28 protein-coding genes are annotated in these 25,737 nt (G+C 54.2%); 1 reads left to right on the top strand and 27 read right to left on the bottom strand.

Features of this window, described 5'->3' with window-relative positions; genetic code table 11:
* Window positions 1–18: 18 nt before the first annotated feature.
* From tdcD to G5287_RS10585, 4 genes are all read right to left on the bottom strand, one after another.
* A complete protein-coding gene (gene tdcD, locus G5287_RS10570) occupies window positions 19–1,377 on the bottom strand; it encodes a propionate kinase (RefSeq protein ID WP_421231259.1) in 1,359 nt (452 codons plus the stop codon).
* Between the two features lie 50 nt (window positions 1,378–1,427).
* Window positions 1,428–2,759, bottom strand: coding sequence for a threonine/serine transporter TdcC (gene tdcC, locus G5287_RS10575; RefSeq protein WP_421231260.1), 1,332 nt, complete (start codon window positions 2,757–2,759; stop codon window positions 1,428–1,430).
* A gap of 11 nt (window positions 2,760–2,770) precedes the next feature.
* Window positions 2,771–3,775, bottom strand: coding sequence for a bifunctional threonine ammonia-lyase/L-serine ammonia-lyase TdcB (tdcB, locus tag G5287_RS10580; protein WP_005334660.1), 1,005 nt, complete (start codon window positions 3,773–3,775; stop codon window positions 2,771–2,773).
* Between the two features lie 359 nt (window positions 3,776–4,134).
* Window positions 4,135–4,479, bottom strand: a complete 345-nt coding sequence (locus G5287_RS10585) for a Grx4 family monothiol glutaredoxin (protein WP_005353650.1) — start codon at window positions 4,477–4,479, stop codon at window positions 4,135–4,137.
* Between the two features lie 288 nt (window positions 4,480–4,767).
* Between G5287_RS10585 and sodB the strand changes: the two genes are divergently transcribed.
* The gene (gene sodB, locus G5287_RS10590) at window positions 4,768–5,352 is read left to right on the top strand and encodes a superoxide dismutase [Fe] (RefSeq protein WP_005334664.1); all 585 of its coding nucleotides are present in this window, start codon (window positions 4,768–4,770) and stop codon (window positions 5,350–5,352) included.
* 112 nt (window positions 5,353–5,464) lie between these two features.
* On the opposite strand, the gene G5287_RS10595 is transcribed toward sodB, so the two are convergent.
* The 23 genes from G5287_RS10595 to flhF all read right to left on the bottom strand — a co-directional run bounded on the left by G5287_RS10595 (window position 5,465) and on the right by flhF (window position 25,730).
* The gene (locus G5287_RS10595) at window positions 5,465–6,277 is read right to left on the bottom strand and encodes an MlaA family lipoprotein (RefSeq protein ID WP_021229893.1); all 813 of its coding nucleotides are present in this window, start codon (window positions 6,275–6,277) and stop codon (window positions 5,465–5,467) included.
* Window positions 6,278–6,362: 85 nt separating this feature from the next.
* The gene (ccmI, locus tag G5287_RS10600) at window positions 6,363–7,631 is read right to left on the bottom strand and encodes a c-type cytochrome biogenesis protein CcmI (RefSeq protein WP_421231261.1); all 1,269 of its coding nucleotides are present in this window, start codon (window positions 7,629–7,631) and stop codon (window positions 6,363–6,365) included.
* Window positions 7,628–8,107, bottom strand: coding sequence for a cytochrome c-type biogenesis protein (locus G5287_RS10605; RefSeq protein WP_227341076.1), 480 nt, complete (start codon window positions 8,105–8,107; stop codon window positions 7,628–7,630). Before G5287_RS10605 ends, ccmI begins: the two co-directional genes overlap by 4 nt.
* A gap of 11 nt (window positions 8,108–8,118) precedes the next feature.
* Window positions 8,119–8,649 carry a DsbE family thiol:disulfide interchange protein gene (locus tag G5287_RS10610; protein WP_227341077.1) on the bottom strand — a complete coding sequence of 177 codons (531 nt, stop codon included), beginning with the start codon at window positions 8,647–8,649 and terminating at the stop codon, window positions 8,119–8,121.
* Entirely contained in the window at window positions 8,646–10,601 is a 1,956-nt protein-coding gene (locus tag G5287_RS10615; RefSeq protein ID WP_216951794.1) for a heme lyase CcmF/NrfE family subunit, read from the bottom strand. Before G5287_RS10615 ends, G5287_RS10610 begins: the two co-directional genes overlap by 4 nt.
* Window positions 10,598–11,089 carry a cytochrome c maturation protein CcmE gene (gene ccmE / locus G5287_RS10620; RefSeq protein ID WP_005344003.1) on the bottom strand — a complete coding sequence of 164 codons (492 nt, stop codon included), beginning with the start codon at window positions 11,087–11,089 and terminating at the stop codon, window positions 10,598–10,600. Before ccmE ends, G5287_RS10615 begins: the two co-directional genes overlap by 4 nt.
* Window positions 11,086–11,292 (bottom strand): heme exporter protein CcmD, encoded by a 207-nt coding sequence (ccmD, locus tag G5287_RS10625; protein ID WP_216951795.1) that lies wholly within the window; start codon window positions 11,290–11,292, stop codon window positions 11,086–11,088. The genes ccmE and ccmD overlap by 4 nt, the downstream gene beginning before the upstream one ends.
* Window positions 11,293–11,294: 2 nt before the next feature.
* Window positions 11,295–12,035 (bottom strand): heme ABC transporter permease, encoded by a 741-nt coding sequence (locus G5287_RS10630; RefSeq protein WP_216951796.1) that lies wholly within the window; start codon window positions 12,033–12,035, stop codon window positions 11,295–11,297.
* 171 nt (window positions 12,036–12,206) lie between these two features.
* The gene (gene ccmB, locus G5287_RS10635) at window positions 12,207–12,875 is read right to left on the bottom strand and encodes a heme exporter protein CcmB (RefSeq protein WP_216951797.1); all 669 of its coding nucleotides are present in this window, start codon (window positions 12,873–12,875) and stop codon (window positions 12,207–12,209) included.
* 5 nt (window positions 12,876–12,880) lie between these two features.
* Window positions 12,881–13,516, bottom strand: coding sequence for a cytochrome c biogenesis heme-transporting ATPase CcmA (ccmA, locus tag G5287_RS10640; RefSeq protein ID WP_216951798.1), 636 nt, complete (start codon window positions 13,514–13,516; stop codon window positions 12,881–12,883).
* A 293-nt stretch (window positions 13,517–13,809) separates the two neighbouring features.
* Window positions 13,810–14,187: a DUF2802 domain-containing protein gene (locus tag G5287_RS10645; RefSeq protein WP_005334692.1), complete on the bottom strand. Its 378-nt coding sequence runs from the start codon at window positions 14,185–14,187 to the stop codon at window positions 13,810–13,812.
* Between the two features lie 28 nt (window positions 14,188–14,215).
* A complete protein-coding gene (locus G5287_RS10650; RefSeq protein ID WP_005343991.1) occupies window positions 14,216–14,704 on the bottom strand; it encodes a chemotaxis protein CheW in 489 nt (162 codons plus the stop codon).
* Window positions 14,705–14,773: 69 nt separating this feature from the next.
* Window positions 14,774–15,646 (bottom strand): chemotaxis protein CheW, encoded by an 873-nt coding sequence (locus tag G5287_RS10655; protein WP_421231262.1) that lies wholly within the window; start codon window positions 15,644–15,646, stop codon window positions 14,774–14,776.
* Entirely contained in the window at window positions 15,643–16,437 is a 795-nt protein-coding gene (locus tag G5287_RS10660; RefSeq protein WP_421231263.1) for a ParA family protein, read from the bottom strand. Before G5287_RS10660 ends, G5287_RS10655 begins: the two co-directional genes overlap by 4 nt.
* Window positions 16,438–16,441: 4 nt before the next feature.
* Window positions 16,442–17,362: a flagellar motor protein MotB gene (locus G5287_RS10665; RefSeq protein ID WP_216951800.1), complete on the bottom strand. Its 921-nt coding sequence runs from the start codon at window positions 17,360–17,362 to the stop codon at window positions 16,442–16,444.
* Between the two features lie 2 nt (window positions 17,363–17,364).
* Window positions 17,365–18,102, bottom strand: coding sequence for a flagellar motor protein (locus G5287_RS10670; RefSeq protein ID WP_421231264.1), 738 nt, complete (start codon window positions 18,100–18,102; stop codon window positions 17,365–17,367).
* Window positions 18,103–18,104: 2 nt separating this feature from the next.
* Window positions 18,105–19,214 (bottom strand): protein-glutamate methylesterase/protein-glutamine glutaminase, encoded by a 1,110-nt coding sequence (locus tag G5287_RS10675; protein WP_266134061.1) that lies wholly within the window; start codon window positions 19,212–19,214, stop codon window positions 18,105–18,107.
* A 32-nt stretch (window positions 19,215–19,246) separates the two neighbouring features.
* Window positions 19,247–21,457 (bottom strand): chemotaxis protein CheA, encoded by a 2,211-nt coding sequence (locus tag G5287_RS10680; RefSeq protein ID WP_323912702.1) that lies wholly within the window; start codon window positions 21,455–21,457, stop codon window positions 19,247–19,249.
* Window positions 21,458–21,468: 11 nt separating this feature from the next.
* A complete protein-coding gene (locus G5287_RS10685; RefSeq protein ID WP_216951803.1) occupies window positions 21,469–22,209 on the bottom strand; it encodes a protein phosphatase CheZ in 741 nt (246 codons plus the stop codon).
* Window positions 22,210–22,221: 12 nt separating this feature from the next.
* Window positions 22,222–22,605 (bottom strand): chemotaxis response regulator CheY, encoded by a 384-nt coding sequence (gene cheY / locus G5287_RS10690; protein WP_041234108.1) that lies wholly within the window; start codon window positions 22,603–22,605, stop codon window positions 22,222–22,224.
* 111 nt (window positions 22,606–22,716) lie between these two features.
* A complete protein-coding gene (locus G5287_RS10695; protein WP_216951804.1) occupies window positions 22,717–23,436 on the bottom strand; it encodes an RNA polymerase sigma factor FliA in 720 nt (239 codons plus the stop codon).
* Entirely contained in the window at window positions 23,429–24,271 is an 843-nt protein-coding gene (locus G5287_RS10700) for a MinD/ParA family protein (RefSeq protein WP_408082997.1), read from the bottom strand. The genes G5287_RS10695 and G5287_RS10700 overlap by 8 nt, the downstream gene beginning before the upstream one ends.
* A 34-nt stretch (window positions 24,272–24,305) precedes the next feature.
* On the bottom strand, window positions 24,306–25,730 hold the full coding sequence (flhF, locus tag G5287_RS10705) for a flagellar biosynthesis protein FlhF (RefSeq protein WP_421231265.1): 1,425 nt from the start codon (window positions 25,728–25,730) through the stop codon (window positions 24,306–24,308).
* Between the last annotated feature and the right edge of the window lie 7 nt (window positions 25,731–25,737).

The following is a 25,737-nucleotide window of genomic DNA, read 5'->3' on the forward strand; positions in this document are numbered from 1 at the left end:
ACACTACAGTGGAAGATGTCAGACGCACTCGGCCTGACGAACCTGCTGCCCCAGACGAATGGCATCCAGCGCGATCATTTTCTCTTCATTGGTGGGAATAACCGCCGCCAGTACCATGGACTCTGCCGCCGAAATCACCCGGCAGCCCTCGCTATTGGGACGCTGGTTAAACGGCTCGCTGATCGCTACGCCAAATACCTGAAGTCGTTCGCATACCAGCTTTCTGATAAAGGCCGAGTTCTCGCCGATCCCGCCGGTGAAAATAACGGCATCCAGTCGGCGCAATGAGGTGGCATGACCGCCAATATGGCGGGCAATACGGTGGACAAAGGCGTGGATCGCCAGTTTCGCCCCGGGATGTCCTTCGTGATAAGCCGCCTCCAGCACCCTCATATCAGAAGAGAGGCCGGAAATACCGAGCAAGCCGGAGTGCTTGTTCAATATCCGCTCGATATCCTCGATGGATTGACCCGTCTTGCTGGCGATATAGGCCAGCGCGCCAAAATCGATATCGCCGCTTCGGCTGCCCATGATCAACCCCTCCAGCGGCGTCATCCCCATCGAGGTATCGACGCTCTTGCCATCTTGTACCGCGCAAATAGAGGCGCCATTACCGAGATGAGCGATGACCAGACCGGCATCGTTGCCATTCAACCCAAGGAAGGAGACCGCCTGCTCGGCGACATAGCGATGAGAGGTGCCATGGAAGCCATAACGGCGCACACCGTAATCCTGCAAATATTGATAAGGTAGCCCATAGATATAGGCTTCCGGCTTCAGGGTCTGGTGAAAGCCGGTATCAAATACCGCAATTTGGGGCTGGTTGGGAAATAGCTGACGAGCGGCCATCACACCGCTCAGATTGGCGTGATTGTGCAGGGGGGCCAAGGGTGACACCTGCTTGATTTTGGCCAGAACATGTTCATCAATGATCACGGCTTCGCTAAATTCACTGCCCCCATGCGCAATTCGATGACCAACCAGTGCAATGGCATCCAGCAGATCCCGTTTTTTCAATTCCGCCGCGATGGCAGCCAATGCACAGGTGTGGTTATTTTCAGGTAATGACATAGCGGGCTCTTTACCCACTTGCAATTGGGGATGGGCCGTCTCAATACCATCCGCCATACCGGATATCACCACCTCGCAGGTTTTACTGTCCAGTACCGAGAATTTGACCGACGAAGAGCCGCAATTGATAACCAGAACCAACGAATCAAACTTCATTACATCGCCTCGATATTTATGATGTCGAGTCACTGCAGTCAGAACATATTTACCACTGAGTGTGGTGGCCAAATCACGGATAGCCTTGCCCTGGGCCCACATAATTGGGCCAACCAAGAACAGGTTATTGCGCACTTCTGACTGCGCCATGCAGACCCCGCCAGGGGGCCTGAATGGCTGATGACTTGCAGAAAAGGTTTTCAGAACAGCTTGGAAACTATATTCAGGATGGTCAGTACACCGATGATGGTGACAAACAGGTTGCTGGCCTGACCTTTATATTTTGCAAGTGCCGGTGTCTTGCTCACCGCATACATCGGCAGCAGACAGAGCAGGGAAGCGATGATTGGCGCCCCCATTGCCTCAATCAGGTCGAGGATGTTGGGGTTCACATAAGCGACCAGCCAGGTCGAACCCATGATGAACAACATACTGACCATATTGAGTTTTTTACTGGAAACCTTGCTTTTGTCGCCCTGATAGCCAAAGCGGAGGATAAGACCATTCAACCCTTCCAGCGTCCCCAGATAGTGGCCGAAGAAGGATTTGAAGATGGCAACCAGCGCAATGATGGACGCCGCATACTCCAGAGTGGTGGCAAACGCAGACTTGCTGCCCGTCATTGAGGAGAAGTGGTTGGCCAGATAGGAGAGCACCGGAATATTCTGGGCTTTGGCTTCCGCCATATTTTGCGGTGACAGGGTAAAGAGGCAGCTGAAGGCAAAGAACATCACCACGGCCACCATCAGCATGCTGGCACCGGAGATAATCTTCGAGCAGCGCTTTTCGGTAAAATCACGACCGAACTCCTGCTCATACTCTTCCCGTTTGGAGACAATGAAAGAGGAGACAATCGGCGAGAAGTTGAAGGAGAAGACCATGATGGAGATCCCCAGCCAGACGGTAACCAGAATACCATCGTGACCAAACATCGATATCTCGCTCAGATTGACCTGATCAAAGACGGCACTGTTCCAGTACGGGACGAGGGAGAGAGAGATAATGATCAGACTGGCAATAAAGGGAAAGACCAGATAGCTCATCACCTTGACCATCAGATCTTTACCGAAGTAGATCACGAATGCCATCAACATCAACAATGCCAGTGCAACCACACCTCGATTAAGCGGAACCAACTGTAGTTGATGCTCCCAAAATGCCATAAAGGTATTGGTGATCGTCACACCATATATCCACAGCAGTGGGCAGATGGCAAAGAAATAGAGGAAGGTAATTACCACTCCCCCCATCTTGCCAAAATGTTCTTCAACGGTCTCAGTAATATTTGCCGATGGATTACTGCCAGAAAGACATAATCTGGCCAACGCCCTGTGGCAATAAAATGCAATGGGGTAAGCCAGCACCAGCATGATTAATATTGGGATCAGGCCACCATATCCGGCCCGGATTGGAAAGAACAAGACCCCCGCCCCGATAGCAGTACCGAACAGACCTAATCCCCATGTGGTATCCGATTTACGCCATGCACGCGTATTCTCTTTACTGCCGGTTACAACACTGTCTAATATCATGACTGCATTCCTTACAGGCTAAATTGACGAATATTGTTCTGTTCGATAATTTCGGCGATCCGGGTCAGATCAATATTGCCACCCGAAATAATGCTGACGGTCTTTTTACCTTCGACATAATGTTTCAGCTTGCCACTGAGCAGCGCTGCCGAGGCCAAAGCTCCCGCTCCTTCGGTAATCACCTTGTTGCGCTGAATAAGGTCAACCATGCTATGACGAATATCATCCTCGGTGACCAGTACAATATCATCCACCAATTGTTTGACGATTTCGAAGGTCAGTGAACCGGGTCTTGCCACATCACAGCCATCGGCCAACGTGCTGCTGGTTCTGTGATTGGTCATGGTACCGGCATAGAAAGAGGCCGCCATACCGTGCACATTCTCGGATTGCACACCAATCACCTTGATGGTCGGATTAATAGATTTGATAGCCATGGCAACACCGGCAATCAAACCACCGCCACCGATCGGCACTATGATGTTATCGACATCATACAAATCTTCGATAATTTCCAGGCCAATGGTGCCCTGGCCGGCAATCACTTTTGCATCGTCGAAAGGGGGGATAAATACGCGGCCTTCCATCTCCACGATTTCGCTGACTTTGGCAATGGTGTCATTGAAGCTATTTCCATGGAGGATCACTTTGGCTGAATAATCACTGGTTGCAGCAATTTTGGATTTGGGGGCACAGCAAGGCATGACCACCTTGGCATCAATTCCCAGCATAGCACTGGAGAGTGATACACCTTGGGCATGATTGCCCGCCGAGCAGGCGACAACACCTTTTTGTCGGTCTTCCAGACTTAATGAACTGAGTTTGTTGAAGGCACCACGAATTTTAAAAGAGCCTGTACGTTGCATGTTTTCAAGCTTGAGGTAAACCTCGCCATGGCAACGTTCGCTGATGTAGTTAGAGGGTAGTTGCGCGGTCTTGTATATATGATTGGTCAGTCTTTTTTTGGCTTCAGTAATATCATGAAGGCCAATGGGCAGATTGCTATACATCTTCATCGCAAATCTCTTTTTATTTATTAATTTGTAGGGTTTTATTTCACAGGGCGAAGCGATACTAGGTTCTATCACTTGCAATTAATGTGAGCATAAACACAAAAAAATCTACAAAGAGACTGCGTTACGGTGAAATTATCAAAAAATGTGATGGCAGCAACACTTGAATCCAAAATGATTAAAAAAAGTAATCGCAGATTGGAAAATCAATATGATTAACAACTCCAAAACAAAGCGGCAAAGATTAGATTTTTCAGGGCGAACGCGTTGCTTTTTGCAACCGGCAATCAGTTGCTTGCCTGCCAGAACCGGGATAATAAAAAAGGAGCCGATGTGGCTCCCTATCGACAACACAGGACCGATTACTCGGCTGCTGCATCATCTTTCTTGTACTTGGCAGCAGTCTCTTTGATCAGAGCCTGCAACTCGCCAGCCTGGAACATCTCGATCATGATGTCACAGCCACCGATCAGCTCACCTTCAACCCACAGTTGCGGGAAGGTCGGCCAGTTGGCGAATTTTGGCAATTCGGCGCGGATATCCGGATTCTGCAGGATATCAACGTAGGCAAACGGCTCGCCGCAGGACATCAGAGCCTGGGAGGCCTGGGCAGAGAAGCCACAGCTGGGTAGCTTGGGGGAGCCCTTCATGTAGATGATGATGGGGTTGTCAGCCAGCTGCTGCTTAATCTTTTCAATAGTTTCCATAGGTGCCTCACTAGAGCGATTTCGGCGGCCATTCTACTGCAATCTTGCCCGAGCACAAACTGACAAAGGGGTGACCCGGCTCGAATTGTGCAAAGAACCCACACAGGATTGATCGCGATCATGGCGCCAATCAAGAGTTGTTAGGCCATCTTTGATACTGCTACAATCCCTTGGCTTTGGGCTACCCAGCCCCATCATTTTAAAAACAACTCTTTTCACATATAGAAAAGAGTACGCAATGTCTTGCAACCGTCGCCTTCGCACGGTCCAGCCAATGGAGAGTAGAAAATGGCATTCGAACTTCCCGCTCTGCCCTATGCAATCAACGCTCTGGAACCGCACATCTCCCAGGAAACTCTGGAATATCACCACGGCAAGCACCACAACACCTACGTGGTCAACCTGAACAATCTGGTGCCGGGTACCGAGTTTGAAGGCAAGTCTCTGGAAGAGATCATCAAGACCTCCAACGGCGGCATCTTCAACAACGCCGCCCAGATCTGGAACCACACCTTCTACTGGCACTGCCTCTCCCCGAATGGCGGTGGCGAGCCGACTGGCGCCCTGGCTGATGCTATCAACAAGGCATTCGGCTCCTTCGCCGAGTTCAAAGATGCCTTCACCAAATCAGCCATCGGCAACTTCGGTTCCAGCTGGACTTGGCTGGTGAAAAAAGCTGACGGCTCTCTGGCTATCGTCAACACCTCCAACGCTGGCTGCCCGCTGACTGAAGCCGGTACCACCCCGCTGCTGACCGTTGACCTGTGGGAGCACGCCTACTACATCGACTTCCGCAACCTGCGTCCGAAGTACATGGAAACCTTCTGGGCTCTGGTTAACTGGGAATTCGTGGCCAAGAACTTGGCTGCCTAATCAGCCTCGCTTGCCAAAACGCCCCGCACTGCGGGGCGTTTTTTTATATCTAGATGGCTGCGTAAATGAAAGAGGCGCCCGCAGGCGCCTTTTACATATCGAGATAGCCAGTTTACTGGTCCAGCTCGTCCATGTATTCATCCAGATTGGCATCGTCGGCCTGCTCTTGCTGAGACGCTTTCAGCTCGGTCTGCTTGCCCGTCACCTTGCCCTGGTTATATTGCAGGTAGAAGTCCTTGGTTAGCGCATAGGGGTCGAGGGAGTTGTCGATGATCCGCTCCTGATCGATCAGCTTGGCGCGATTGCCCAAGCCATCCAGAACCCAATGAGTAACCCTTAACGGGATAGTCAGCAAGGCATAGGGGAAGTAGATGGTGTCAATGGTGTCACCAACCAGCTCCCGAGTGGTGGTCGGACCGTAAACAGGCACCATGATGTAGGCACCATTACCGATATCGGCCCTGCCCAGCACTGTGTCCATCTCCAGCTTGTTGCGCTCGAGGCCGGCATGTTTGGCCACATCGAAGATACCCAACAGACCGACGGTGGTGTTGAGGGTAAAGCGCCCCAGGTTGGTCCCTGCCCCCTTCAAATCACCGGTGATCAGATGGTTCACCATGCTGCTTGGCTCATCAAAGTTGGCAACAAAGTTGGCAATGCCATCCTTCACCCCCACCGGAATATAGCGAGCGTAAGCATGTACCACAGGACGTGCTACATAGGGCTCCAGCACATCATAGTTGACCGCCCACATGGCCCGGTTGGCCCCCTGGAAGGGATCGCGCGGATCGGCCGCCGTACTGGTTGCGCCCGGATTATTCATGCCGGGATTGAGATCCAGACTCTCTGGGCCAGGCTTGGGTGGACCACCGGCACAGCCAGCCAGCAAGAGGGCTGCCAGTATGGCCCCTGAACGAAGATACATATGATTGTCCTGACGTTTTATTTTGATTTATCAGAAGTATAGATAACCCGGCCCCTATCCAGGAGCCGGGTTATCCAAAGGCATATTAGAGGGCGTGATCGATGCGGATGTCAATCGGAGCAGCAGGGATCTCGGCCGTCTTGACCGGCACGGATACCCCTTCGAAGGCTCCTTCCTTGTTCATCACATTGCCACCACGCGAGAGACGCGCCTTGAACTGCAGTTCTGGATACGCTTCCAGCTTGCTGCCCTCCATCATGGCGTCACCATCCCCCAGTGAAAGGGTGACAGGCAGGGTTGGCCCAGCGATACGTTTCACCGCGATGGGCATGGGTGGTCCGTTGGGCACCACGGCAAAGACGAAGAGGTGAGCATCTTCCGGCATATGGATGCCCGCAGCCAGCGTGATGTGGATGGGGAACTCTCCCTCATTAACGTCAGACTGCTTTACCTGCTCTGTTCCCGTTTTGGCTGCGCCTGAATTCGTCACCTCTATGCCACGCTGCTTGAGCTGCGTGCGGGCATACTCCATGGAGCGCTCAACCATCACATAACGGGGAGAGCCTTTTTCCATCAAGGGCAACATCGCCTGCCAGCGAGACAGCGCGGTCTGGAAGTCCTCTTTCTGCAGCGCCATAAAGGCATAGACGGAGCGCGCCTCGATATTATCAGGCTCCTGCGCGATGGCTGCACGCAGCAGTGCATCGGCCTGCACCTCCTCCCCCGTCATCATCAGCGCTTGGGCATAGGGCACCGCCACCAGCGATTTCTGGGGAGCAAGCTTGTAGGCACGCGACAGCGCATCGTTGGCCATCTCGGGATCATTGCCATCCAGCGCCAAACGTCCGAGCAGCAACCAGCCGCGGTAGTCGTTCGGTTCATCCTTTAGGCGGGTACGCAGTGCCAGCGTGAAGTCCAGCAGATCCTGCTCGGTTACCTGGGCATCACGCTCCACAAGAATCCGGTTGCTGAGCTCACCAAGACGGTTGCTGGCATCCTGCCAGCGGCTCACCTCCTGCCATGAACCCAGCTTGTAGTAGATACCCAGGCTCACCACCACCAGCACCAGCACACCTGGGATCCAGCTCAGACTCTTGCCACTGCGGGCTGTCTGCTCCACATCGGGAATATCATCCAAGAGGCTGCGCTGCAACTCGACCAGCGATTCGGGCTCCTCGGCAAGCACACCCTGCTCTCGCTCCTCGCCAATCTCTAGCAAGCGCTGACGATAGAGCTGTTTGTTGAGCGCCGAGCGACTGATGCTCTGGTTTCCCTCACTGCGCCACAACGGTAACACCAGAGCCAGACTCACCAGCACCAGCAGGGCCGCAATCACAATCCAAAAGGCGGTCATTGTTTCTCTTCCTCTTTGAGCAGCTCGGCCAGGCGACGCTGCTCTTCATCGCTCAGGGTGCTTTCCACAGGCTCTGACGTTGCCGCAGAGCGTCGGCTACGTATCACCACCACGCCGATGCCGATAACGATCACTAACAGCGGGCCAAGCCAGAGGATCAGGGTCGATGCCATCAGGGGCGGGTTATAGAGAATAAAGTTGCCATAGCGGGCAACCATATAGTCCACGATCTCCTCTTTATCCTTACCCTCGCGCACCATCTGGTAGGTCTTGTCGCGCAAGTCCTTGGCCAGCCCCGCATTGGAATCGGCGATATCCTGGTTCTGGCACTTGGGGCAGCGCAGCTCTTTGGTCAGTTCGCGAAAGACCTGCTCCTGATTGTCGTTGTCGAAGGTGTAGACATCGATAGCAGCCATGACCGGCGTTTGTACCACCCATCCCAGCAACAGCAGCAGGGAAGCAATAAATACTCTCATCAGCACGCCCCTCACTTCATGGCATCAAAGATGGGTTTGAGGGTCGACACCCAGTTCTCGGGATTGATATCCCCCACGTGGCGATAACGGATGATCCCCTTGCTGTCGATAAAGAAGGTCTCCGGCGCGCCGTACACCCCAAGATCCAGTCCCAGCATGCCGTCCGGATCATAGAGATTGACCAGATAGGGGTTGCCCAGCTCCGCCAGCCATTTGATCGCCTTGTCGCGCTCATCCTTGTAGTTCATGCCGATGATGGGAATGCCCTGCCCTGCCAACTGTTTGAGGTAGGTGTGCTCGCCGTAGCAGGTCGGGCACCAGGTGGCCCAGACGTTGAGCAGCATGGGGCGACCGGTCAGGATACTGCGATCGTGCTGTTTGTTCAGATCGTAAATGTCCTGCAGGGTAAACACCGGTACCTCCTTGCCCACCATCACGGATTCGAGCTTGGTGGGATCGGAGTAGAGCCCCTTGAACAGGAACACAGCCCCCAGCAAAAAAACGATAAAGGGAATTAAAAACAACCAGACCTTTTTGTTCATGCCTTGGCTTCCTCCTCACGACGGCCGAAACGGTAACGCTTGTCGAGCATCGCCAGCACGCCACCGATAGCCATAAAGACGCCGCCGAACCAGATCCAGCGCACGAACGGCTTGTAGTAGATCCTCACTGCCCAGGCATTGTTGTCTAGCTGCTCGCCAAGGGCCGCATAAAGATCTCGCGTGAAACCGGCATCGATGGCCGCTTCGGTCATCGGCATCCGGGTCACTGTGTACATCCGCTTCTCGGGCTTGAGCAGGGCGACCTGCTTGCCATTTTTGTGCACTTCCAGCACGCCCTTGAAGCCATCGTAGTTGGGGCCGTTCTTCTCTTTGATCCCGGCAAAAACGAACTCGTAATCGGCAAAGTGCACCCGATCACCCGCCTGCATCCGCAGATCCTTCTCGATGCTGTAGTTCTGGGTGCAGGCGATACCTATGATGCTGACTGCCAGCCCCACATGGCCAAGGATCATAGCCCAGTGACTGTTGCCAAGCTTGCGCACACCGACCGCAAAGCTGTGCTTGTGGGTCGCGCGCACCCAGGTCTCCTGCAGGCTGGTAACGATGACCCAGGCCCCCAGACCAATCCCCACCGCAGCCCACGGCTTGAAGGTTTCGGCAAAGATCAGCGGCAACAGCAGGGCTGCTGCCAGGCTCAGCACCAGCGCAAGAATCACCTTGCCCTTGAGCTCGCCAAGCTCCTGGCGGCGCCAGCGAAACAGCGGACCAACCCCCAGCAGCAGGGCAAACGGAATGATCAGCCAACTGTAGATATGGTTGAAGAAGGGAGTACCGATAGAGATGCTCCCCAGCCCCAGCTCCTTGTGCACCAGCGGCAGCAAGGTGCCAAGCAGCACAGTCAGCAGGCCAGCCACCAGCATGATGTTGTTACAAAGCAGCAGGGTTTCGCGACTCCACAGCTCATGCTTGCCGTGGCTTTTCACCTGCGAACCTTTAAAGGCAAACAGCAGCAAGGATGAACCGATCACCGCCAGCAGGAAGCCGAGAATAAACAGGCCGCGGGTCGGGTCGGAGGCAAACGCATGCACCGACACCAGCACGCCGGAGCGCACTAGGAAGGTACCGAGCAGGCTCAGCGAGAAGGCCGAAAGGGCCAGCAGCACGGTCCACGCCTTGAAGGTGGCGCGCTTCTCGCTCACCGCCAGCGAATGCAGCAGAGCGGTACCCGCCAACCAGGGCATGAAGGAGGCATTTTCTACCGGATCCCAGAACCACCAGCCGCCCCAACCGAGCTCGTAGTAGGCCCACCAGGAGCCCAGCACTATGCCGAGGGTCAGGAATACCCAGGCCGCCATGGTCCAGGGGCGCGACCAGCGGGCCCAGGTTGCATCAAGACGACCGGTCATCAATGAGGCTATGGCGAAGGCAAATGCCACCGAGAATCCTACATAACCCATGTAGAGCATCGGCGGATGGAAGATGAGACCCGGATCCTGCAGCAGCGGATTGAGGTCACGGCCATCGACCGGAAAATAGGGCAAGGTGCGGGTGAAGGGATCAGAGGTGAACAGCACGAAGGCGGTGAAACCGACCGAGATCAGCCCCAACACGCCGAGCACCCGCGCCACCGCATCGAGCGGCAGACGGCGGCTGAACATGGCTACCGCCGCAGTCCAGCCACCTAGGGTCAGTACCCACAGCAGCAGGGAACCTTCGTGGGCCCCCCACACCGCCGAGATACGATAGGCGAGCGGCAGCAAGCTGTTGGAGTTAGTGGCCACATACTGCACGGTAAAGTCGTTATCGATAAAGGCCCAGGTCAGGCAGAGAAACGACAGCAGCAGCAACAAAAACTGGGCATAGGCGAGCGGACGAGCCGCCGACATCATGCCAAGACGCCCCCGACTTGCGCCAAGCAGCGGATAGCTACCCAGCAACAGGGAGGTGGCAAAGGCCAGGATCAGCGCAAACTGTCCTAATTCCGGGATCATGGCTTATTCCCCTTCAACTGCGCATCGGTGTATTCAGGTTTGAAGTGCATGCCACTGGTGGCATCGGCCACTTCTGGCGGCATGTAGTTTTCATCGTGTTTGGCCAGTACCTCGAACGCTTCGACCGTGGTGGCATCCTTGAGAGTTCCTTGCGCCACAATCCCCTGCCCCTCGCGGAACAGATCCGGCAGGATGCCATCAAATTGCACCATCACCTGATGACCACCATTGTCGATCAGGTTGAAGCTAACCTTGAGGCTGTTCGGATCGCGCTTGACAGTGCCGGGGACCACCAGACCACCAATGCGCAGGCGCTGCCCCTCTTCCGGTTTGATCTTGTCCGGCCCCTTCCCTTCCACCAGCTCGCTCGGGGTATAGAAGAGGTCGATATTCTGACTGAGGGCGTAAAGCACCAGGCCGCTCACGGTGGCGAGGCCCAGGGTGATGGCCAGAATGATGGTGAGGCGTTTTTTGCGTCTCGGGTTCATAGGGTGTTCTCCATCTGCCGGGCCGCCTTGCGACGGCTCTCGCGTGCCTGCTTGCTGCGTAACTCATTAAACAGACGACGGGTTTTCATGCGGGTAGAAATGATGATACCGACCAGACAGAGCAGGGTCAGACCGAAGGAGAGCCAGACGTAGAAGGCGTAACCGCCCATCGCCAAAAAGTCACTGAATGAGGCAAAGTGCATGCTTACTTCTCCTGTTCGGCAATCTCTTGAACCCAGGGACGATGCCACTCCCGCATCAAGAGCTCGTTTCGAAAACGCATCAGGGTAAGGGCCCCGAGAAAGGCAACAAACGCCAAGATCATGATGAGCAGTGGCCAAAGCATCTCGGGAGAGATGGAGGGTTTGTCAAACTTGGTGATAGTGGCCCCCTGGTGCAAGGTGTTCCACCACTCCACCGAGTAGTGAATGATGGGGAGGTTGATCACCCCCACCAGTGCCAGAATGCCGGCAGCACGGCCAGCAACCACCTTGTCACTGAAGGCGTTGTAGAGGGCAATCACGCCGAGATAGAGAAACAGCAGGATCAGCTCAGAGGTGAGCCGTGCATCCCACACCCACCAGGTTCCCCACATGGGCTTGCCCCAGGCGGCACCGGTAAACAGTGCAATAAAAGTGAACACAGCGCCGACAGGTGCGATAGCCGCCACCGTCATGTCCGCCATCCGCAGTTGCCATACCAGCCCGATAAAGGCGGCAACTGCCATGGTGGAGTAGGCCCCCATCGAAAGAATGGCGGAAGGAACATGGATATAGATGATCCGGAAGGAGTCACCCTGCTGATAATCGGCGGGTGCAAAAGCCAGTCCCCAGACAGTGCCGATGATGAACGATAGCAGACTTATCACAGCAAACCAGGGCAACAGGGTCCCAGCCAGCCGATAGGCCCGTTCGGGTTTAGCGTAAGGGTGCAACCATTTCCACATAACTCACAAACCTTTTTGTTATTAATTGTTTGGCGAGGCCTAACATACTGACCTCGGGATAACATCAAATACCTCGAAAGCAATAAGCGGCAATCCGCTTGATCCATCGCAACTTTATTTCTGGAAAAGAATGCCCCATGCGAAACCATGTTGCGTTCTACCAATAGATCATCAGTTAAGACTGACCCTCAATGCGGCCGAAACGGCCAACGGCGTCAGCGTCAGGGCACCAACCAGCATGGCGGCCAGAATGGCAAGCTGTCCGCCATAGGGCAAGCCCATCCCCGCCGCATCAATTGCAGAGGTGGCAAAAATCAGTACCGGAATATAGAGCGGCAGGATAAGCAGACTGAGCAGCACTCCGCCCTTGCGCAACCCGACCGTCAGGGCAACCCCGACTGCACCGAGCAGGCTCAGCACCGGTGTGCCGAGTGCCAGAGTGGCGACTACCGCCAGATAACTGTTCATATCCAGCGATAGCAAAATTGCCAGCAAGGGCGAAATCAGCAGCAGCGGCAATCCAGTCAGTAACCAGTGAGCAATCACTTTGGCCAGCGCCAGCAACCCGAGTGAATGGGGCATCAACATGATCTGCTCCAACGAACCGTCGCCAAAGTCGTCGCGAAACAGTCGCTCCAGCGACAGCATGGCCGCCAGCAAGGCTGCCACCCAGATGATGCCGGGAGCAATGCGAGCCAACAACTTGGGCTCAGGGCCGATACCGAGTGGGAACAGGGTGATGACAATAAGGAAAAACCAGAGCGGGTTAAGAATATCTGCACGCTGGCGCAGGGCCATCAATAACTCGCGGTGGATCAAATACATGACGGCACGCAACATCGAAACTACTCCTGCAGCAAGGGCGTAAGCGAGAGTGTTTTCAGTCGACCCTGCATCAGCGTCATATCCTGATGAGTGGTGAGGATCACCATCCCCCCCCGCTCGGCATGAGCCAGAAACAACCTCTCCAGCACCTTGACCCCCTGCTTATCAATGGCGGTAAAAGGCTCATCCAGGATCCAGAGAGCCGGTTTGTCACTGAGCCAGAGCCTGGCCAGAGCCACCCGACGCTGTTGACCTGCCGAGAGCTGTCCGGTCGGGTTCTCTTCAAAACCGGCCAACCCAACCTGGGCAAGCACCTGCCACAAATCCACTGTCTGCCGGGATACATGATGCAGCTTCTGATAAAAGGCGAGATTTTCGAGCGGAGTCAAGGCAGCTTTGACCCCAGGCTGATGACCGAGATAGAGCAGATTGGCATGGTACTCATCACGGCAATGGCGAATATTTTCACCATTCCAGCACACTTCACCGGAAAACGGCTGAGACAGGCCAGTCAGCAGACGCAGCAGGCTGGTCTTGCCAACCCCGTTGGGACCTTCAATTTGCACCAGATCACCGGGAACTACCGCAAAGGAGAGATGTTCAAACAGAGTGCGATCTTCACGCACGCAGCTCAGATTGTTAACTTGAAGCAGCATGGAGATTTTTTCAGAGAAAATGAAGCGGCTTGCATCTTAACACAGTATTGGAATACGTCTTTTCCAAGATGCCCTTCATCCACTGTTTTTGTGGAGAAGATCGCGCACAAGGAAAAATAGGCGTGGAAAATGATGACAATCAAAGGCATCCAAATAGATCAAACTGGAAACCTCATAACAAACCAGTATTAGCAAATAACTATTCTTCTCGATCACTGTACATGGCGCTCCATGAAAGAGCGCCATACATGCAACAGAAAAAATTCAGGAAGGCAAGTTGCCTTCCTGAACCATCAAGAGCGGCCTTTTCGCAACGATATCAAGAGCTCGGCTTCTGCCTTTGGCAACTCGCACTCACTCATGACCTCATCAAGGTCGGCGCCCAGTTCGACCATCTTGGCCGCTCGACTGTAAAGCCGGCGCTCGGGATCCTGCATGGTCAATTCTTGCTGGCGTTCATTGACCTGCTGCATAGCCCCTTCCACCGACTGCAGACGCTGCCCCATGCCAATAGCGCCGGTATGGAGCTCCATCATCTGCTTGCGCAAGCTTTCCAACTGACCTTGCAGGGTTGCCACACTGGCCTCGGACTCCTGCTTGCTGCGCTTGCTCTTGAACCAGATATAAGAGGCAAACGCCAAGGCAATCAGGGACATCCCCAAGGCAACCATCTCGATTATCAAAACATCACCTTACTTATCAGAGGGAACCGATATCTTCCCACTCTTCATCGGAGAGCAGCTTGTTCAAGTCAACCAGGATCAGCAGTTGCCCATCGCGGTTGCTCACCCCCTGAATAAACTTGGCGCTCTCTTCGGTACCTACAGCTGGAGCAGCATCGATTTCGGAAGATTTCAGATATACCACTTCTGCCACGCTGTCGACCATGATGCCAATCACCTGCTTCTCGGCCTCGATGATCACGATCCGGGAGTTTTCACTCACATCACCGGAAGGCAGACCGAAACGGGAACGGGTATCGATGACAGTCACCACATTGCCACGCAGGTTGATGATCCCCAGTACGTACTCAGGCGCACCCGGCACCGGTGCAATTTCGGTGTAGCGCAACACCTCCTGAACCTGCATCACATTGATGCCGTAGGTTTCGTTTTCCAGCTGGAAGGTTACCCATTGCAGCACTTCATCTTCGGCCAGATTCTGTGCGATATTGCGCTTTTCTGTCATGTTTTTATTCCTTTTATGAAAACGTCTACTGCTAAAACTAGCAATAAAACAGCTCGATTGCAGAAGTTATCAGCGACCTTCTATGTTAACCCCACGCTCCAGCAACAAGAGCAGTTCACGAACGTGTAACAGGGCACACATTTTTTCTTTGACCATGCCCGCCAACCAAGGGCGCTTGCCCTCCTGATGGCGCCATTTAACCTGGTCACGGTGTAACAATTCAGTCCCTTTGAGATGGTGGCAGGCTAATCCCCACGGCGATTCACCAAGCATAATCAGATACTTGTAATCATCCATCTCGAGATGCTGACCCGGCATGACCCACTGGGCGGTATCGACCACATTCATCTTCTGCTCGCGAGAGGTCATGATCCCCTTGTACCAGCCCGGCTGGCCAAACAGGGAGGTGATCTCGCCCAACTGGTGAATACCACCAAGCTCGGTCAACGGCACCGCAAACGTCACGCCCGCGACTTCAAAAAAGAGGGCCTGAAACTCTTTACCGGTATCGATATTCTCCCAAGTGACAGGTTCAGTGGCTTCTACCGGAGCAACCTCCAGCGCAGTTTCAGTCAAGATGGTGGTGTGGGGCTCTGCAACTTCGGGCAGCAGCACCTCCTCAGGCCATTCAGGCTCTACCGGCAACAATGACTCCTCGGCCACAATCTCCAATGGGGCCGTCAGTGTCACCTCCTGGGTGAAGGCATCATTTTCAAACTGAACTTGTCCCACCTGAGCCAACAGTTCGCCAAGCTGGGCAAGGCGTGGATCACTTTCCAAATAAGGTGCAGCAACCACCTCGGGGACGCTTTGGGGCTGACGTTGCAACTGTAAAACAGGGGCGGATTGAACGTCTTCCACCTCATCCAGCACCAGCGGCTCATCGAGCAGCAGGGAGTGGAAATAGTCATCCATCGCCCGTACTTGAATGGTATCTCTCATGCCGTCACCTCATGAACCCGTTGCCGCTCAAGGGCATCAAGATGGTTGAGCAGCGTCTCATAGGCATAGGTTCCACGACTCCCGGGAGAATAGATAGACGGGGGGATATGCAGCAAGCTGGCATCCCGAAACTTGGTATCAATAGGGATCACCGCATTCCACACTGAATCTCCATATTGATCCTTGATCGACTTCAAGGTCATCAGAGAGGCACGGGTGCGCTTGTCGAACATAGTCGGGATCACGGTATAACGGAATTTGTCACGCTTGGAACGCTGCATGATCTCGAATGTCTTCATCATCCGCTCCAATCCTTTAAGAGCGAGAAACTCGGTCTGAACCGGCACAAGAATACGATCGCAGGCAGCCAGCGCATTGACCATCATCACCCCAAGCACAGGCGGGCAGTCGATCAGCACATAATCATATTGATCCTGAATGCGCAGCAGCGCCCGCTTCAGCACCAGCCCCATTCCCTCACGATTTCCCATTACCCGATCAAGAGTCGCCAGGGTAATAGATGCGGGTAGTAAATTGATATTCTCGAACTTGGTCTTGAGCGTCAGTTTATTGACAAGCTCGGCTGTCGGTTTGACAGGTTGAAACAACTCATAGAGGGTTCCATCCAGACGATCTGAATCAAAATCAAGATATGCAGTCAGCGAGGCGTGAGGATCGGTGTCAATCAACAGCACTCGCTGACCACGCTGGGCCAGGATCCCGGCAAGCGAGACCACTGTGGTGGTTTTACCCACACCACCTTTCTGGTTGGCAACCGTCCAAACAATCACTGTATCAATCCTGCCTTGTTGTTATACGTATGCCGCCACCGGGCAAAGAGATAACCTTTATCTCTCCAGCATCCACCGCCTGCTGCACCACAGGAACCGGTTCGGCAACCACCGGGGGCTTTACCGCCACAGGAGCTGGCGGCACCCAGGCGAATTTGGAAATTGCGACCACAACCTTGCGATTTTGCAGCCGGCCTTGCTCAGTGCTGTTATCGGCAAAAGGGGAAAACTCGCCATATGCCTCAAAGGCCAGACGCTGGGGTGCGATGCCATCAGCAATCAAGCCATTGAGCACCGCTTCGGCCCTCGCAGCAGAAAGCGCCCAATTAGAACGATAAATTTCATTATTTATCTGTTGGTTATCTGTATATCCTCGGACCCTTATATAGTTATCGACCGGTTTGAGAATACTTGAAAGAGTATTGATTACCGGTGCAGCATTCGGTCCCATAAAGGCGCTGCCACTGCCAAACAGCAGACCTGAACTGAGTTCCACAGTCAGCCAGTTCTCGTCTTGCGTCATTTTGACTATCCCGGCATCCACCAGTGACCCCATGCTCTCTTGCAACTGCATATCAAGTTTGGCAAGTGTCGTGCCATCTTGCAGCACAGGGACACCAGAAATGGGGGCAAGTGAAGGAGAGGGGGACGTTGCGCTTTCCAGCAACGAGGGGGAGGCAGAAACAGCATTCTCCAACAGTGAATTGCCCTGCCCCTCCAGCAGACCATCACTGCGAGACTGCATGACACTGAACGCCTGACTCATGCCATCTATCACCGCACGATATTTGTCCTTGTTCACCAGCGCAACAGAGTAGAGCACCACAAACAGAGCAAATATCAGCGTCATGTAATCGGCATAGGAGACCAGCCAACGGTCAAGGTGTTCACGCCCCTGCAAGTGCAAACGATAGCGCTTGCGCATGGCTACTCTCCTTTCAAATAGGCCCTGAGCCGACGTTCAACCTGTAAACCATTCTCACCATGGGCAATGGCTAACAGCCCTTCCAGGGTCATCTCCTGAAACAGTGCATAGTGATAGTGAAACGCTCGCAACCGGTTGGCTATCGGTAGATAGATCAGGTTGGCAAACCCGACACCATAGATGGTTGCCACAAATGCCACTGCGATGCCAGCCCCCAGAGCAGATGGCGCTTCAAGATGAAACATGGCCTGGATAAGGCCCAAGACAGCGCCGATAATCCCGATAGTCGGACTATATCCCCCCATGGCTTCGAACACCCTGGCCGCATGTTCATTACGCTCCTGCTCGATATCGATATCGGCTTCGAGCAACATGCGAATATCCTCCGTGGAGACACCATCGACAATCATGTTCAACCCTTGGCGGGTAAAATGGTCCTCCTCCTGCTCAGCCTGATTTTCGAGGGCCAGCAGCCCCTGCTGGCGTGCAAAGGCAGCCCAGGATTGTAGCCGTTCAGCCTGGGCAGAGAGATCCTGCCGTGGCGGATTGAAAATCCATAGACACTGGCGCAATGCCAGCAAAACAAACTTGGCAGGGGTCTGCAATGTAACGGCACCAACTGTACCGCCAAGAACAATGAGAAAAGCAGGCCCGTCCAACAACGTCAACAGGGAGCCACCATGCCACAGCTGGGCAATAGCAATAGCCCCCAGTGCGAGGAGCAGACCGAGCAAGCCCATGATTAGCGCCCCAACTCAACCAGAATACGCTGGGCCACCTTGTCCAGAGGAAGTGATTCACTGGCAATACCTGCCTTTGCAACCGCTTGAGGCATGCCATATACCACGCAGGAAGCCTCATCCTGAGCCCAGATTGTAGAGCCCTGCTCTTTCAGCAGTCTGGCACCATCACGGCCATCAGCCCCCATACCGGTTAGCACAATCGCCAATACCTTGTCAGCATAGGTCTTGGCCGCAGAGGCAAAGGTAATGTCCACGCAAGGCTTGTAATTTACCTTGTCGTTGCCATCAACGATGCGAATACGGGCGCCTGCACCACGACCCTCCAACAGCATCTGCTTGCCACCGGGAGCCAGGTAGGCATGGCCCGGTTTGAGGACGTCTCCATCCTCGGCCTCCTTGACACCTATCTGGCATAATCCGTTCAGACGGGCAGCAAAAGCTGCGGTGAAGGTGGCTGGCATATGCTGGATAAGCAAGATTGGGTGAGGAAAATCCCCCGGCAACTTGGTCAGCACATTTTGCAAGGCTACCGGGCCGCCGGTAGAAGTCCCGATCGCCACCAACTGATAACTCTTGCCACTTCGCTTGAATGAGGCACTTGGTACAGTGCGTTGCAGCTCAGACTGACGCTCAGGAGCTCTGGCGGCTGTGCTACCTAGCGGACGAACCGGTTCAGATGCTTTGGGGCGAGCAGCGGATGTCATCAGGAAGCGCTTGCGGGAAATCTCCTTCACCCGTTGTTGCAACAGTCTGACCGCCTCGTCCTTGTCTCTGGCAATGTCTTCAAATTTTTTGGGCAAGAAGTCAAGAGCACCGGCGTCCAGTGCATCCAGCGTTGCCTTGGCGCCTTCATGAGTCAGTGAGGAGAACATCAGAATGGGAGTTGGGCACTTGGCCATTATCTCCCGCACTGCACTGATACCATCCATCACGGGCATCTCGATGTCCATGGTGATCACATCAGGGCGCAGCGACATGGCCTTGTCCACCGCCTCACGTCCATTCTGGGCCGTATCAATCACCGTCAGCATGGGATCCTGATTGATGATCTCGCTCACCCGACGGCGAAAGAAGCTCGAATCGTCGACAACTAATACCTTGACTGCCATTGTTGTTTTTCTAACTCCTTGGGCCTGAGCGATTAATGTCTACGCGCATATGCTTTGAGCAGACTCGGCACATCCAGAATAAGGGCAATTCCACCATCACTGGTAATGGTCGCCCCGGCCATGCCAGGGGTGCCTTGCAGCAGATTATCGAGCGGCTTGATCACCACCTCTTCTTGACCAATCAAGCTGTCGACCACAAACCCGATTTGCTGAGTGCCAATCTGCACGATCACCACATGCCCGGTATCCTGACGTGAGCGCTTGTTGGTACCACGGATCAACCACTTGTGTAGATAAAAGAGGGGAATCGCCTTATCACGCACAATGATGGTGAGCTGACCATCGACCATATTGGCCTTCTTCAGATCCAGATGGAAAATCTCGTTCACACAACCAAGGGGAAGCGCGAAGGTCTGCTCACCCACTTCAACCATCAGGGTCGGCAGAATGGCTAGCGTCAACGGAACCTTGATTTCGAGACGGGTGCCTTTACCCCAGGTAGAATCGATGTGCACTGACCCATTGAGGCTGACAATACTGGTTTTGACCACATCCATTCCGACACCACGGCCAGAGATATCGGAGATCTCGGACTTGGTCGAAAATCCGGGGGCAAAGATCAGGTTATAGGCATCGTTATCACTCATGCGCGCGGCAGTATCTGCATCCAGCACACCGCGGCTGATCGCAATAGACTTGAGTTTTTCCGGGTCCATCCCGGCGCCATCATCCTCAATGCAAAGCAGGATATGATCGCCTTGCTGGGAGGCGCTAAGGGTGATCGTCCCTTGCCGCGGCTTGCCCGCTTTCTCTCGCACATCCGGCATTTCGACCCCGTGATCGCAGGAGTTGCGAACAAGGTGAACAAGAGGATCGGCGAGCGCCTCCACCAGGTTTTTGTCGAGGTCGGTCTCTTCCCCAACCATCACCAGCTCAATCTCTTTTTTGAGGGTTCTGGCCAGATCACGCACCACGCGCGGGAAACGACCAAATACCTTCTTGATTGGCTGCATGCGGGTTTTCATCACCGCACCTTGCAGGTCAGCCGTTACCACATCCAGATTGGCAACCGCCTTTGACATCTCTTCATCATTACTGGCAATACCCAGACTCACCAGCCGGTTACGAACCAGTACCAACTCACCTACCATGTTCATAATGACATCAAGGGTCTTGGTATCCACCCGCACCGTCGTATCGCTTTGCACTGCACTGTTTTCGGCAGGAGCTGGCGTAGCCTTGGCGGCAGGCGCTGATGCCTTGGCTGCTTCGGCAGGTTTTGCGGGGTCAGCCTGTACAGGTTTGGCTACAGGTGTTGTCGGTTTGGGCGCAGTCACCGCGGCAGGCGCGGCAGGTGCGGCAGGTGCGGCAGGTGCGGCAGGTGCGGCAGGTGCGGCAGGTGCCATACTACTCTGAGGACCTTGGCCACGACCATGCAATTCATCAAGCAGGCGTTCAAACTCATCATCATCGATAAGCTCGTCCACCTCTTTTTGCACCGACTTCAGAGGATTCACCTCTGGCGCCCCCATGTGCTGTCCCTGACCATGGAGTTGATCCAGCAAGGCCTCAAACTCATCATCGGTTATATCGCCAGATTCGCCAGCAACAGTCGCTCCTGCCGCACTCTTGGTTGGTGTGCCCCCCACGCCATGCAGCTCATCCAGCAGACGCTCGAATTCATCAGCTGAAATCTCGTCTATGGATCCGCCCCCGTTAACAGGAGCAGGATCGCTGGCCTGGTTTATCGGTTCAACAACCTCGGGGTCGGAGACAACCTCAACAACAGGAGTGACAGCCTCCTGCTCCATGGCAATAGCGCCACTTGTCGCGGTTCGGAGTTGCTCTTCTCCTTCAGGCTTGCACAACTCGTGGAGGTCATGGAGCAGATCATCAGACGCAGGACTTGGCGCTTCACGGTTTTGTACTTGGGCGAACATGACGTTTATGGCGTCCAGCGCTTGCAGGATCACGTCCATCAGTTCGGCAGTCACGGTTCGCTTGCCATTACGCAAGATATCAAATACGTTTTCAGCGCCGTGGCATACGTCAACCAACTCCCCCAAAGACAGGAAACCGGCACCACCTTTTACTGTATGGAAACCGCGAAAGATGGCATTTAACAGATTCTTGTCATCAGGCCGCTTTTCCAAGTCGACCAGTTGCTCAGACAACTGTTCCAATATTTCGGATGCTTCGACCAGAAAGTCTTGCAGTATGTCTTCATCAACTTCGAAGGCCATGCGTCACTCCATTAGAATCCCAAGCTAGACAGCAGATCGTCCACATCATCCTGACCATTGACTACATCGGCACGCGCCTCTGGATTCATGATTGGGCCTTCGGCTTCAATCCCATTCACAGGGAGAGTACGAGTTGAATGCTCAGCTGCAGCCTCACCAAACATAGTCAGCATTTCTATTAATTTTGTTTCAACTTCCTGAACCAGTTTTATGACCTTGCGGATCATCTGGCCTGTCAAATCCTGAAAGTCTTGTGCCATCAGAATTTCTGTCAGCAGTTGTCGTAACTTATCGGCATCTGACTCAGAAGCCTTAATGAAATCATCAAGTTGATGGCATAAGGACTTAAACTGCCCCACGCTCATATCTCTGGACATCAGTGCATTCCAGTTGGGCATCACCAGCTGGATATTATCATTCAGGCGATCCGCTATTGGCAGACTGGCCTCTACCGCATCCATGGTGCGATTAGCAGCCTTGTCGGTCATATCTATGACGTAATTGAGGCGCTCCCTCGCATCGGGAATGTCATGGGTGGCCAAATCGGGAATTCGGGGGTCGAGACGAAATTCTTGAAGTGAGTTATGCAGTTGTCGGGTCAGCTGACCAACTTTTTCAAACAGATCGGCTGCGTTGGGGGCACATACATTGGCAAGCAGTTCATCGGCCAGCTCGAATTCACCTTGCTCCAGATGAGCAACAAGCATCCTTGCCTGGTCGAGCGAAATCATTGCTTTCGTTTTGGCCATCATCCCTGCTGCTCCTTAGCCAAGGCGTTCAAAAATTTTGTCGAGTTTTTCTTTGAGCGTTGCTGCAGTGAAAGGCTTGACGATATAACCGTTAACGCCGGCTTGCGCGGCTTCGATGATCTGCTCGCGTTTGGCTTCTGCCGTCACCATCAGTACCGGCAGATGCTTGAGCTTTTCATCGACACGAATGGCTTTCAGCAGGTCGATACCTTGCATGCCTGGCATGTTCCAGTCGGTAACCACAAACTGGAAATCACCATTTTTCAGCATCGGCAATGCTGTGTTGCCGTCATCCGCTTCATGGGTATTGTTGAACCCAAGGTCGCGAAGCAAGTTCTTGATAATCCGGCGCATCGTTGAAAAATCGTCAACAATGAGGATTTTCATGTTCTTGTCCAAAATTCCCTCCTCAATAGCCACCTCAGTGGCTCACTTACATGATGCTAAAAACGGGTTGTGTCATGCGGATTATGCCTTAGAGTTTCATCTCAGTGTAGCCAGTACAAACACTTATAGATGCCAATCTCTCAAACGAGCGCGTAGTCTGTGCATTGCCTGACTATGTATCTGACTCACGCGCGACTCACTCACATTCAAAACCTCGCCAATTTCACGTAAATTCAGCTCTTCATCGTAGTAAAGAGAGAGAACCAGGGCTTCTCTCTCCGGTAAGCGACCAATTTGCTCCGACAGTTGAATTTGAAATCGTTCTGTGGCCAGTTCATCAAACCCCGAGCCTGACGGAGCTTCATCAGGGTTACCGATCACATCCTCACTGACCCCCAGATCCTCGATACCGATGATCTTGCCACAGGAGACATCCTGCAGCATGACATGATAATCAGCGAGAGAGACCCCCATTTGCGCTGCGACTTCCGCGTCGCGAGCATCCCGTCCATTGGCTTGCTCCACATTTTCGATCGCTTCGGCAATCGCTCTGCTGTTTCGATGCACGGAACGGGGCACCCAATCACCACGCCGGATCTCATCCAGCATGGCACCACGGATACGGATCCCGGCATAGGTCTCGAAACTGGCTCCCTTGCTACCATCAAAGTTCCGTGACGCTTCGAGCAGCCCAATCATACCTGCCTGTATCAGGTCATCCAGCAAGACACTGCTTGGCAGGCGAGCCAGCAAATGCTGGGCTATCCGCTTGACCAGTGGAGCATGGCGCTCTACCAGCAGATAGGAATCCTGATGACGCAAGTACGCTTGGGCTTTATTCACGGGAACCTTCCTGTGTGGTGGCCTGAGTCTGCAACAGATTCTCCAGGAAAAACTCCAGATGACCGCCAGGCTGGTTTGGTACCGGCCAGCTAGCTGCTTTGTTGGCCAATGCGCGGAAAGCCAAAGCCGCCGGCGACTTGGGAAACGCCTCGACAATCAGTTTCTGCTTGCGCACGGCGGCACGCAGATTGGTGTCATAAGGCACGCAGGCAACCAGTTCCAGTGACGTATCGAGGAAACGATCGGTTACCCGGGTCAGCTTGGCAAAAAGCTCCTGCCCTTCACGCAGGCTGCGCACCATATTTGCCACTACCTTGAAGCGAAATACACCGTGCTCTTTGGAGAGGATCTTGATGAGGGCATAGGCATCGGTAATGGAAGTCGGCTCGTCACACACCACCACCATGATGTCCTGCGCAGCACGGGTGAAACTCAACACCATGTCCGAGATCCCCGCCGCCGTATCCACCATCAGAATATCGACCTGGGTCTTCATCTCGCTGAAGGCGCGGATCAGTCCGGCATGTTGTACCGGTGAAAGCTCGACCATGGACTGGGTCCCCGAGGTTGCAGGCACAATCATCATGCCATACGGTCCCTCAACGATAATGTCGTCGATAGTGCACTCACCTGCCAGCACGTGAGAGAGATTGCGATGAACCCGCAGCCCCAGCATGACGTCGACGTTGGCCAGACCAAGGTCAGCATCCAGCACCATTACCCGTTTGCCTTGGGCCGCCATGGCTCCGGCCACGTTCAGGGTCACGTTGGTCTTGCCCACGCCACCTTTACCACCGGAAACGGCGATCACTTTTACTCGATTGTTTTGACGCATTTTGCGCAGACCACTCGCCTGATCCATATACATGTTACTCATAAAACTCCGAATCTTCGGCCTCGCCAAAGCCTGTGCCCCAGAAATAGGGCTCTTCTGTTTCTCGCTCCAGCGAGCCCATGGCCGCGCCGACAAGCTGCGCCGCATTGGCAACCTGAATATCTTCCGGAACCCGCTGCCCATCCGTGATGTAACTGATAGGCAAGGCATTCTGGATACACACGTTAATTACTTCGCCCAGATTCAGACTCTCATCCAACTTTGTAAGTATGCAGCCGCTCAAGGGAATGCGCCGGAAATGGTCAACCGCTTCCTGCATTACCCGACGCTGGGAGGTTGCCGACATCACCAGATAGCTGCGGATCCTCACCTTGGCATTCTTGACCAGGGTATCGAGCTGCTCGGTCAGCCGGATATCCCGCTGCCCCACGCCTGCCGTATCGATCAATACCAGCCGACGGTGGCGGAACTGATAGAGGGCATTGGCCAGCTCTTCGGCATCACGCACCTGACGTACCGGACAGCCCATGATCCGGCCATAAGTCTGTAATTGCTCATGAGCACCGATCCGGTAGTTGTCAGTGGTGATAAGGGCCACCTGCTCGGCACCATACTTCATGGCAAAACGGGCGGCTAATTTGGCGATGGTGGTGGTCTTGCCCACCCCGGTCGGCCCCAGCAGGGCAACGGCGCCCCCCTGACGTAAAATCTCGTCCTCGCTGATCTTGAGCTGAGCCGTCAACACTTCCGCCAACTGGGCCATCGCCTGATGGATGGGCATGTCTTCAGGGATCAGCCCCGCCAGTTGATCGGCAAACGCATCGTCAAAGCCCATCTTTTTGAGCTCCTTGATCAGCAGAGCCCGCATCGGCTCACGTCGCTCAACTTCCTGCCACATCAGACCGGAGATCTGGTGCTCCAGCAATTTGCGGATACTGGCCATCTCCTTGCGCATCCCCTCCATCTCCTGATCCCGCTGAGCAGGTTGAGAAGAACGCTGGGCGGAGGCAACCCGGGCTTTGGGCTTGACAGGTTCCGGGGCGGCGCCCCATTGCCCCTGCTCGGCCAATGTTCTGGGCGCTGCATTGGCAGCGGCCAGACCGGCCGATTGGGTATTGCCCATTGGCGCCCCATTGCCCGGCTTGAGCTTCTGCTGGCGCGCCAGCAAGGCTGTCAGGGTATCGGCATAATGTTCGTTCTGTTCCTGAACCTTTGTGGGCTCGGGGCGGGTCATCTGCCGAGCAGCAGACGAAATATTGACACTCTCATCGTTCAGCTGACGGCGAACCGGCGCATCTTTGGGCCCCGGAACCTGGGATTGATAATCGACTGCGGCGACTATCTCTACCCCTCCGGTGACCTTCTTGTTGGACATGATGACAGCGTCAGGCCCGAGCGTCTCCTTGACCTCGGCCAGAGCCGTTCGCATGTCCTTGGCAAAAAACCGCTTAATCTTCACCCATCGT

Origin of the sequence: Aeromonas sp. 603079 (genome assembly GCF_049172135.1) — a bacterium.
Classification (GTDB): domain Bacteria; phylum Pseudomonadota; class Gammaproteobacteria; order Enterobacterales; family Aeromonadaceae; genus Aeromonas; species Aeromonas veronii.